Raw genomic sequence first — 11,988 nt, 5'->3', positions numbered from 1 at the left:
ATTTGGATGTTGAACGATTATCCCTATATTCGACAAGCCAAATCCCATAGGGAAATTGTGCGATATAAACCAATTTATCAATAGCAGGACATCATGAACATCCTAAAACCTTATTTGCTTATCCTTCTCCTACCATTCATGTATTTTAACTGCCTTGCGCAGTCCGCAACGAAGATTATCGATCTTTCCACCTATGGTGTTGTTCCCAACATGGGCAACAATAGTACTGCATTGGTCAATAAAGCTATTCAATCCATCTTCAGCAAGATTGGCAAGAAAGAACCTATTATTTTAAAATTCAAAAAGGGACGTTATGACTTTCATCCAGAAGGGGCAATAATCCGCGAATACTACATCTCCAATCACGATCAGGACAACCCCAAGACCGTAGGTATGGCATTTGAAAATTGCGACAATATCACAATTGATGGACAAGGATCAGACTTTATCTATCATGGCCGCATGTTACCAATTGCATTGATTGAAAATAAAAACCTCACTTTGAAAAATATCCACATCGATTTTGAGCGTCCCCAGATCTGCCAGGTCAAGATTTTACAAAACGATACAATCAACGGTACAATTACTTATCAAACTGCACCTTGGGTAACCTATACGATCAAAGACAGTATATTTTACAATACCGGTGAAGGTTGGCAACTGAAACCGACATCGGGGATTGCCTTTGAAGAAAAGACCAAACGCATTGTCTATAATACAAGCGATATTCGCGTAGGCACAACCAAAGTGAAAGAGCTCTCTCCGGGTATTATTCAAGCGCAGCAATGGAAGAACAGCAAGCTTATACCAGGTACCGTCGTTGCCATGCGCGCTGGATTTCGTCCCAACCCGGGCGTATTTGTCCATAAAGGAAAAAATATACGACTTGAAAATATCGCCGTCCATTACGCCGAAGGCATGGGTTTGTTAGCTCAATTAACGGACAACATCACATTGGAAGGTTTCCGAATTGCACTTCGCAGCGATCAGGATCCCCGTTATTTTACGGCTCAGGCTGACGCAACACATTTTTCGGGTTGCAAGGGCATCATTGTATCGAAGAATGGACTCTATGAAAATATGATGGATGATGCCATCAATATCCATGGTACCTACCTGAAGATCACCAAACGAATAGATGACAAAACATTGATCGGTCGTTATATGCACGATCAATCCTACGGATTTGACTGGGGCTACCAGGGGGATACGGTCCAATTTATCCGATCCAGTACAATGGAACTCTGGGACAAAAAAAATAAGATCCAATCCATTAGCGTTTTACGCGAGAAAGCCTCAGATCCAATCCGCGAATTCAAGATTACTTTAAGTAATGCTTTGGACCCTGCTATTGACCCAACAAAAATGGATATTGGCATCGAAAACCTTACGTGGACCCCACGTGTACTATTTAGTGGCAATACCGTACGCCACAATAGAGCACGAGGTGCTTTATTCAGTACACCCAAAAAGACCCTGATAGAAAACAACCTCTTTGATCATACTTCAGGTACAGCTATTCTCCTGTGTGGCGATGCCAATGGTTGGTATGAAACTGGCAGCTGTCACGATATTCGCATCCGGAACAATACTTTCATCAATGCCTTGACCAATATGTTCCAATTTACCAATGCGATTATATCGATCTATCCAGAAATTCCGGATTTAAAAAATCAGCAGAAATACTTCCATAGCCATATCGTCATCGAAGACAACCGCTTTGAAACCTTCGATAAGCCTATTCTTTATGCCAAATCAGTCAATGGATTGGTCTTTCGCAACAACCAAATCAAGACCAATAAGGAATACCCTGCTTTTCATTGGAATAAAAAGCCCTTATTTTTTGAACGTGTCGCAAATAGCAGTATTTCAAACAATACGGTAAATGGCAAACAAAGTGATTTACAAACCTTGGATCAATAGAGATTTTACTATCTTAGTATATTCTTTGCGAAGTTCGTAACAGCCGAATTTCGTAAAGAATAGCTTACGTTCAATAAAGCAAACATCTAACCAGGTGTAATAGTCGGGTTATCTAGGCACGCTATACACAACATTTAGAACAGCATTTGAAAGACAACATTGCCATATTGCACAAATTATCTCGGGGTAATCAAATTGCCCTAAGGGTACTTTATGATAACTATGCGCAAATGGTTTACCAATTTGCGCTTCATATTTTAAAGGATGAGCACATTGCAGAAGAAATTGTACAGGATACTTTTCTCCAGCTCTGGGACTCAAGAGAAAAAATAGATATAGACAGCAATATTCGAACATTTATCTATGTAATCAGTCGAAATAAATGCTTCAATAGGCTCAAACAGCTTAAAAGATACCATAGCCTCTTCGAACCCCTATGCTCCGAAGGATCTCATGATTGCATTTTTGACCAAGACCCTTTGGCGGAAAAAGAAGTGAACGAAGCACTGGAACAATTGGTTCAAAAGCTACCCAAAAAACAGCAACTCGTATTTCGTATGAGTCGATTCGAGGGACTATCACATCAGGAAATAGCGCAACAGTTATCCATTTCGACAAATACCGTAAAAAATCATTTGGTGTCTTCTTTAAAATTTATCAAAGAAGAACTCAAGGGTACTCCAGGAGATTCTTCGATCATCTATCCCCTATTATTTTTTACTTTTTTTTTCATCGACTAGTCCTTAGCCCAACTCAATATTGTTCTTATAATAAAGACCAATATCATGATGACCAATTCTGAGTTTGAAAACTTAGTCAAAGACTATCTCGAAAATAAGCTTAGTCCAGAACAGGAGCGACAATTAATAGTTCTACTGACCACTAATCCTAGTGCCGATCTTTTGGCTAAATTTGACAAATTTTACCTCAAATATTCCAAGGAAGTCGCGCTAGAAAAAAATAAAAAAGACAAGATTTGGTCCAATATCCACGCGCATTTAGTTCAAGATACCCCGTATCAGACCGGTGCCATAAAAAATAGCCGTTGGAAAACCTTCCTCCCTTATGCAGCCATTTTCATTGGTATAATTTCTCTTGCAGCACTTTTATTTACGCTTACCGACAAAAATAAGGATGAGACCCCTCAACACGACACTACAGTAAATCAAATCTTTCTGAAAAAACATAGCGGTCTTATTTACGCCAGCAACAATACTAACGGCAACAACATCCCATTGAAGCAATCCGAGTTCAAAACCTATGGGATTGTCAAGGATTCAGCAGGCACTCTTGTTTTTAGACAAGACGACAAACATGTTTTAGCCAACAACACGAAATTGACTATTCAAACCCAAAAAGGGCAAACACAAGCACTTGTTCTACCTGACGGTTCAAAAGTATGGATCAATAGCAATTCACAGATTACGTTTCCGAGAAGCTTTAATGAAATGGAACGTCAGGTACAATTAGTCGGCGAAGGGTATTTTGAGGTCACTCATCTCGATCGACAGCCCTTCTCTGTACAAGGTTTACATTATACTACCAAGGTGCTGGGAACACATTTTAATATCCAAAGTTACCCAAATAGTATAGAAAGGATTTCATTACTGGAAGGGAAAGTAAAGGTTAGTAGTCCAAAGACTGTGATCCACCTTTCTCCTGGGCAGCAAGCATACGGAGAAACTGCAACACCTAAAAAAACCGAAATAGATACAACGGATATCCTGGCATGGCAGCAAGGTTATTTTAAATTCGAGAATGTGGATATTTATCAATTAACCGAACAAATTAGAGACTGGTATGATGTTAAATTTATTAAGATCAACTCACAAAGCGAGGATAGATTTTCAGGAACCTATCGACGCACCAATGATCTAAGTGATCTACTCAAAAATCTAGAGGAAGTTTCCAACCTGAGATTCAACATAAAAGAAGGAGGCATTTATGTAACCAATAAATAAACTTTAAATAAAAAAACGGAAGTGCTCCAACACTCCCGCAGTTAGATAACGACCAACAAAACGAAAATTATTAATCAATTTATCCAGTTCAAATGTATAAAACTTCTTATTCATTTCGATATCCTACGACCAGGATTATCGTAAAAACTATGATTTTTATGAAACTGATTATCCTGTTTCTAGTAATAGCCACGTTCCATGTCAGTGCAAATAGTTATGGACAAAACATTTCGCTACATGTGAAAGGGGAAAGCTTCAAATCTATTTTAACAAAGATTAGAAAACAGAGTGGCAAAGACTTTCTTTACAATTCTCAACAAATTGATGAAGACAAAAAAATGAATCTCAGCATTACCAACAAGCCTTTAGCCGAAGCTCTACGCATATTACTAGCCGATCAGCAATTGACCTATAGCGTGCGTAATAATGCAATTTTGATCCATCCCAATGCTTCTGCTTCAATCACAGCTGGAAAAGACAACACATTTCAACAGGATCTTCGGGGCAAATTAAAAGACAATACTGGAAAGCCTATTGCCGGAGCCACTATTCTGCTCGTCGGCACCGGACGATCTGTGGCGACAGACGAACATGGTGATTTTCAATTTGCCAAGACTCCGCCCAGTGGTGAGCTTCGCATTAATTTTATTGGATTTAAAGAGAAAACAATATCTTTCCAACGGTCCCAACAGCTCGTCATCACTTTAGAGCCTCAAATCAATGAAATGGAAGAAGTCGTTGTTGTGGGCTATGGTGTTCAAAAAAAATCAGACCTCACAGGTTCAATTTCTGCCGTTCAAGCTAAGGATTTCACACAAGGATCCAATATCAACGCCCTTCAGTTGATCAATGGTAAGGCACCAGGTGTAACCATCAGCCAAACCAATTCGGCGCCTGGGGCAGGAACCAAAATACAGGTCAGGGGTGCAGGTTCCATTAACAGTAGTAATGATGCCCTGATTGTGGTAGATGGGCTACCTGGTATCGACCCTAGTAGTTTAAGTCCGGATGATATCGAATCAATAGACATCTTAAAAGATGCCTCAGCAGCTGCTATTTATGGTACTCGTGCGGCTAGCGGTGTAGTGCTTATTACAACAAAAAAAGGAAAATCTGGCACAGCTATAGCGAAATATGATAGTTATATCGGGTTTCAAAATGTATCAAAAAAATTGGATGTCCTTAACGGAAAGCAATACATGCAAGTTCTGAATGCTATCCGAAAAGATGCAAACAAAGACGCCATTTTTACGGAAGACCAGATCAACAACATGGGAGAAGGAACCAATTGGCAGAATGAAATATTTAGAAAAAATGCGGTCGTACAGAATCATCAACTTAGCTTTTCCGGCGGTGGGGATAAGAGTAATTTCTATACCGCTCTAAATTATTTCAACCAGGATGGTCTAGTAAAAAACTCGGGCTACGCTAAAATTAATTTCAGAACAAATCTGGAATTTCGACCAAAGGATTATATAAAATTCAATATAAACGGAAATTATACCCGTGGTAACCAGCAAGCAATCTATACATCCAATGGAGTGAATGAAGCCGCAGGCCCGCTCAATAGCGCATTGCAATTTGACCCCACGCTACCGGCATACGTCAATGAACATGGTCGATACTACCTTAATAATTTTATCGCTTTAGACAATCCACTGGCCCTAATCAATGGTAAGGAGAATAGAAATATCTCCAATACATTTTATGGATTGATTACCGCAGAAATTAAACCTTTTACCGATTTTACAGCAACATTACGTGTTGGCGGAAGTACCGCCAACATGATGAACTCCAGTTATACGGACCGATCGACCATAAACGGTCTTGCCAATGGCGGATTGGGTTCAAAAAATGCGTCAAGTGGCCACCAATGGTTGGGCGAGTTTTTACTCAACTACAATAAAAAAATTGGAAAACATCAATTGGCTTTCTTATTGGGAACAACATTTGAAGAGTTTCAAAGTGAAGGCGTGGGAGCCAGTTCAATGAAATTTTTATCTGACGTCACTTCCTACAACCTTTTACAGAGTGGAGATGGTGATAAAGGCGACAATGTAAGTTCTAGTAAAAGCCGAAACAGACTCAATGGTGTATTAGGCCGTATCAATTATAATTTTAACGATCGTTATTTTATTACAGCCTCTCTGCGTTCAGATGGTACATCGCGCTTTTCGGAAGAAAACAAGTTTGCATTTTTTCCGTCCGGAGCTTTTGCCTGGAAATTAACGGATGAAGATTTTCTTTCCCATTTGAAAGAAAATGGTACGACGCTTAAACTGAGATTTGGATATGGACGATTAGGAAACCAAGGAATAGACAATTACCAAACAATCAACACCTTGGTCGCGTCGGGAAATACTGTCTTTGGTGATAAGATTTATCAGGGTGTTGTCCCTGCGAGACTACCTAATAAAAATCTACGGTGGGAATCTACGGAAGAAATAAATCTAGGATTAGATTTTGAGCTTCTGCGTGGGCGAATTACGGGGTCTGTCGACGCTTACAAACGTAACACTAAGGATCAACTATTCAGTAAACCCATTTCTTCAGTGGTGGGCTTTAGCAATTACATGGTCAATTTTGGAAATGTTGAAAACCGTGGTATTGATTTTCAGTTAAACAGTAAAAATATTATTCGTGATCAATGGCAATGGAATAGTCTATTTAATTTGGCCTTACTAAAAAATGAAGTCAAAGAGCTACCAGATTTTATTCCACAACTTATTACGGGATCTATTGCCAGTTTTATCTCCAACTATCAACTTGTAGAACGTGGTCAACCCATGTTATCTTTCTATGGGTATGAGACGGAGGGAATATTTCAGAACGATGCGGAGATAAAAAATTCAGCACAACCTGAAGCAAAGCCGGGGCATATTCGCTTTAAAGATCAGAACCAAGATGGGAAAATAGACTTAAAAGATCGAACTATTTTAGGAAAACCTTTCCCTTCCATCAATCTGAGCCTTTCCAATACGTTCAAGTATAAAAATGTTTCACTGGACTTCCTACTTCAATACGTAGGCGGAATTAGTATGTTAGACGCCAATATCACCGAAACCCTCTATCCTACCAACGAATATCGCAACAGGTTATCCGAATACTACCTGAATAGGTGGACACCAGAAAACCCAACCAATCAATATCCGAGCGGCGTAAACCCTACAGCCTATGGTGGCGACTATATTATCAATTCAATGACTGTAAGAGATGCATCGTTTTTAAGACTCAAAAATATCAATTTAAACTACGAGGTATTGAAAAATGGAAAATCAGTCAATCGCGTCAATATATTTCTGGCACTAGAGAATTTGGCAACTTGGACCAAATATAAAGGTTATGATCCTGACGCAAGTGCGACAGGAACTAGTGCCGTTTCCAAAGTGAGCTACAATAGCTACCCCTTAGCACGCACGATTCGATTGGGATTAAATCTTACACTCTAAATTCGACTAACATGACAACATTAAAACTCAAATATCTCACCATATTATTGCTGTCCCTATCGACGATAGGCTGCAATTCATTTTTGAAAGAAGAAGTATATACAGAATACGACCCCAACAAATTCTTAGCCGATGAGACTGGCATTGATGCACTGCTTACAGGAGCTTATGCGCAATCCCGTATTATTGCTTATGATCATCGTAACTATACCTATATGATGAATGAGTTCAACACAGATATTGCCTTTGAAACGGGTGGTGGCCTTGAAAAAGATGCCGCTCCATTTATCCAGTTTAATTGGTCTGTCAATAATAGTTTTTTAAATTCATTCTGGGAGAAAATGTATAAAGCCATTGCCAGTGCAAATTCGGTTATCATTCTATCCAATCAGCTCAATGGCTTAGACCCGGCCAAACTCAACAAAATACAAGCCGAAGCCAAGTTTATCCGCTCGTCATCTTATTATTTCCTCTATAATTTATTCGGCCCTACCCCCTTGATTGATATCCCCGTCGGCGCCAGTCCCCAAGAGATCGAAGAAATTGGAAAAAATGCCAAAAGAGCCGACCGAGATGTCTTTGTCAACTATATCATCAGTGACCTTGAATTTGCCAAACAATATTTACCGCTTACAGAAAGTCCAATAGGCAGGGCAACAAAAGGTGCCGCTCTTGGGTATTTAATGAAGATTTATCTCAAAGAAAAAAATTGGAAAAAGCTGACCGATGTCACTCAGGAAATTATAGACCTTCATCAATATGAACTGTATAGTAATTATCCACGGCTTTTTGCCATTGAAGGTGAAAGCAATAAAGAATACATCTTTAGGGCACCTTGTATCGCGCAGGCAGGCTATCAAAATAACTACATGGCACATGCTTTCCCGCCAAACTACCCTATTCTCACCAACTGGGTCAATTTCGGTGCACAATTCCGTACCTATAGTGCATTTTACAAAACCTTTGAATCGAACGATAAAAGACGTGAACTTCTCATACGAAACTATACCGATATCTCTGGTAAAAATGTGGAATTGCTCGAGGATAACAATGGTAAAGCCCTCAATGATGTACGAAGCTTCAAATACTGGCCAGATCCAAACGGTGTGGGCGAAAATATGGGTAACGATATTGTCTACATACGTTATGCCGATGTTCTTTTAAGTCGTGCTGAAGCACTTAATGAGCTAAATGGTCCTAATCAAGAGAGTATCGACCTCATCAATCAGGTTCGTCAACGTGCCAATACAACTTTGCTCAAATTAGCAGACTATACTAACAAATTATTGTTGCGTGATTTTCTACTGGCGGAACGTGGGCGAGAGTTCTTTTCTGAAGGATTGCGTCGCGAAGACCTGATTCGACATGGAAAATTTATCCAGTCAGCCAAAGAGCGAGGTTATGCAGCCAAAGAATACCAGGTCGTTTATCCTATCCCGCTCCAACAAATTGATGCAAACCCAAATTTAACGCAAAATGAGGGTTACTAAACCATACCACGATTTATTGCTGTTTATTATCATGCTTGGGCTTTCCTGTCCAAGCATATATGCCCAAGTTGTCGCCCTCCCAAATAAACAGCAGCTTGCTTGGCAGAGAGCCGAATTTGGTATCATCTTTCACTATGATCTGCATGTCTTTGACCGGAAGGCATATCAACAGCAATCCAATCGTATTGTTCCGGTTCCTGATATACACATTTTCCAGCCGCAACAACTGGATGTCGAACAATGGGTGCTGAGCGCAAAACTAGCCGGGGCTAAATTCGCACTCATTACCGCGACTCATGAAACTGGATTTGCCCTTTATCCCTCAAAAGTCAATCCCTATAACACGAGTGCTTTAGGGTGGAAAAACGGGAAAGAAGATCTTGTTGGTGATTTTATAAAAGCCTGTATCAAACACGGGATAAAACCAGGTATTTATGTAGGGATTCGTTGGAACGCTTACCTTGGTATTCACGATTTTAAAGCAATCGGTACTGGACAGCAGCAAATAGAACGGCAAAAATACTATAATAAAATGGTCGAGGGAATGGTACAGGAGCTATGCACATGGTACGGTCCACTGTTTGAGATTTGGTTTGATGGTGGAGCCAGCAGCCCTGAGAAAGGTGCTCCAAATGTGCTCCCAATTGTAAAAAAATATCAACCTAATTGCCTTTTCTATCATAACGACGAACTGGCAGAAGCAAGATGGGGCGGTTCCGAGTCTGGAACAGTACATTATCCATGCTGGTCTATGTTTCCTTTTCCTTATACCGGCGCAGGAGAGAGTTGTCCAAGGGCAATTTCCACAAACGATTTCTTACTCTTAAAAACCGGTGATCCGGATGGAACCTATTTTATGCCTGCAATGGCTGATGCCCCGCTCCGCGGAGCAAACGGTCGACACGAATGGTTTTGGGAACCAAATGACGAAAATTCGGTATTTTCTCTTAACCACCTTGTGGATATGTATCAAAAGTCTGTCGGCAGAAATGCAACTTTGATCCTAGGAGTTACACCCGACACCCTGGGGCTTGTGCCGCAAATAGATCGGCGGCGATTAGAAGAACTAGGAAGTGAGATCAAACGTCAATATGGTAGTCCGATAAAGGATCTAGACCCAAAACAAGAGCTTATTCGCTTTAAAAAGGCGAAAGCTGTTACCCAGTTAATGATTGAAGAAAGCCTTGATCAAGGACAACGTATACGTGCTTTCCACATTACTGCGAAAACAAAGCAGGGATGGCAAACACTATTTACGGGTTCGTCCGTTGGTAACAAATGTATCATTCAATTGAAAGGCCCCATTCGCTGTACACAAATTAAATTAACAATAGATAAGGCCATTGGCCAACCTATTATTCATACTTTTAATGCTTATGATACTTTCTAAGAAAAATAGCAAATTTATCCTATTAGCGACCCTATTTACAAATATGGGGTTATTGCTGCAGGCGCAGAGCCAAAGCAAGGCACAACTTGGTCCCACAACAGAACGCCCCAATATTGTCGTGTTTTTTGTGGATGACCTCGGTTGGCAGGACATGTCCGAACCATTTTACAAGGTCAAAACGCCGATCAACGAAAAGTTTCATACCCCCTATCTGGAAACATTGGCCAAAGAAGCCATTAAATTTACCAATGCGTATGCAACACCGGTGTGCACACCTTCCCGGGTGAGCTTTCTGACCGGTTTAAATGCTGCTCATCATCGTGTCACCAATTGGACCCATCCCAAGGCTGACACCCCGACCGATAGCAAAGATGAATTGTTGAATCCACCGGATTGGAATATCAACGGACTAAGCCCTGTGCCCAATATACCACATACGATATATGCTACTCCATTTCCAAGCATCCTTAAAGCGAATGGTTACTATACCATTCATGTAGGTAAAGCACATTGGGGATCTGCCGGAACACCTGGTGCCAGTCCTTTAAATTTGGGTTTTATGGTCAATATTGCAGGACACTCCGCCGGGCACCCACAAAACTACTATGGCGAGCAGAATTACGGTAACCTTCCTGGCAAAGCAGGTTATCAGGCGGTTCCCGATCTTATGGAATATCATGGCACATCCACATTTCTAACGGAAGCCTTAACCCGGGAGGCGCTGAAGGCACTGGAGGAACCTATACGCCGTAAGGAGCCTTTTTTCCTTAATTTTTCCAACTATGCGGTGCATGTCCCGATCCAACCCGATCCACGTTTTGTACAAAAATACCTCGACCGCGGCTTAGATTCCACTGAAGCAGCTTATGCTTCACTGGTCGAAGGTTATGACAAAAGTATGGGTGATATCGTTCAATTTCTTAAAGACAAAAACCTATACGATAACACCGTCATTATTTTCCTTAGCGACAATGGCGGACTAAGCCTCAGCCCAATGCGCACCGGACCAAGCCATACACAGAACCTACCATTAAAAGCTGGGAAAGGGTCGGTTTACGAAGGTGGAATCCGGGTTCCTCTGTTGATCAAACAGGCCAAGCAGCACCCTGCAAGCACAGATGCTACCCCTGTTATGGTCGAAGATCTCTTTCCAACGATTCTCAGTTTAGCCAAAATAGATCACTATCAGCTCGTACAGGAAAAACCAGATGGAAAAAATCTTTTGCCCTTAATGGAAGGCAATAGGTCCGACAATTGGAACAGCCGGCCATTGGTATGGAATATCCCCAACAAGTGGACAGTGCCAGATGGCCCTGGAATCAACTTTTTCTCGGCAATAAGACAAGGAGATTATAAGTTGCTTTACGACATGAAAAATGGGAAGCTTGAACTTTACAACCTGCAGCAAGATATCGGTGAACTCAACAACCTTGCCCCAAAAATGAAAGGAAAAACCAGCGAGCTCAGCAAATTACTTTCTGATCAGCTCCGGACTTGGAAGGCTCAGTTGCCGACCTACAAAGCTACGGGACAGCAGATCCCCTATCCTGATCAAATTAAGCCGATGGATTAAGGGGCCTGCTTGGATGACTTATACAGCGAAGCCCCGATACAACGAAGCCCCGAAAGTACATATCGGGGCTTCGCTGGTTTATCCTCTCCTTCGAAGATACGATTTAGCAAAATCTGTTGCTATCCTGACAACTATCCTTTTTTTTCTTTTTTTGCAGATTCAATCAGTTCACGCATTTCTAATTTAATGAACATTAGGGGTC

Annotated in this window: 7 protein-coding genes; all 7 read left to right on the top strand. The window is 40.9% G+C overall.

Annotation, left to right across the window (positions count from 1 at the left end; genetic code table 11):
• Nucleotides 1–93: 93 nt before the first annotated feature.
• The 7 genes from K2F45_RS07405 to K2F45_RS07375 all read left to right on the top strand — a co-directional run bounded on the left by K2F45_RS07405 (nt 94) and on the right by K2F45_RS07375 (nt 11,786).
• Nucleotides 94–1,923 (top strand): right-handed parallel beta-helix repeat-containing protein, encoded by a 1,830-nt coding sequence (locus tag K2F45_RS07405; RefSeq protein WP_075991598.1) that lies wholly within the window; start codon nt 94–96, stop codon nt 1,921–1,923.
• A gap of 146 nt (nt 1,924–2,069) precedes the next feature.
• Nucleotides 2,070–2,663, top strand: a complete 594-nt coding sequence (locus tag K2F45_RS07400) for an RNA polymerase sigma factor (RefSeq protein WP_248933266.1) — start codon at nt 2,070–2,072, stop codon at nt 2,661–2,663.
• A gap of 45 nt (nt 2,664–2,708) precedes the next feature.
• Nucleotides 2,709–3,884 (top strand): FecR family protein, encoded by a 1,176-nt coding sequence (locus K2F45_RS07395; RefSeq protein ID WP_248933265.1) that lies wholly within the window; start codon nt 2,709–2,711, stop codon nt 3,882–3,884.
• 158 nt (nt 3,885–4,042) lie between these two features.
• Nucleotides 4,043–7,333 (top strand): TonB-dependent receptor, encoded by a 3,291-nt coding sequence (locus K2F45_RS07390; protein ID WP_248933264.1) that lies wholly within the window; start codon nt 4,043–4,045, stop codon nt 7,331–7,333.
• Nucleotides 7,334–7,344: 11 nt separating this feature from the next.
• Nucleotides 7,345–8,823 (top strand): RagB/SusD family nutrient uptake outer membrane protein, encoded by a 1,479-nt coding sequence (locus K2F45_RS07385; RefSeq protein ID WP_075991595.1) that lies wholly within the window; start codon nt 7,345–7,347, stop codon nt 8,821–8,823.
• Entirely contained in the window at nt 8,810–10,213 is a 1,404-nt protein-coding gene (locus tag K2F45_RS07380; RefSeq protein ID WP_075991594.1) for an alpha-L-fucosidase, read from the top strand. The genes K2F45_RS07385 and K2F45_RS07380 overlap by 14 nt, the downstream gene beginning before the upstream one ends.
• Nucleotides 10,200–11,786 (top strand): sulfatase, encoded by a 1,587-nt coding sequence (locus K2F45_RS07375; RefSeq protein WP_157625972.1) that lies wholly within the window; start codon nt 10,200–10,202, stop codon nt 11,784–11,786. Before K2F45_RS07380 ends, K2F45_RS07375 begins: the two co-directional genes overlap by 14 nt.
• Nucleotides 11,787–11,988 lie beyond the last annotated feature (202 nt).

It is taken from the genome of Sphingobacterium siyangense (assembly GCF_023277505.1).
In the GTDB taxonomy this organism is placed as follows: Bacteria; Bacteroidota; Bacteroidia; order Sphingobacteriales; family Sphingobacteriaceae; genus Sphingobacterium; species Sphingobacterium siyangense.
The sequence above is the reverse complement of the archived record's forward strand: the minus strand, read 5'-3'. Positions and strand labels throughout refer to the sequence as shown.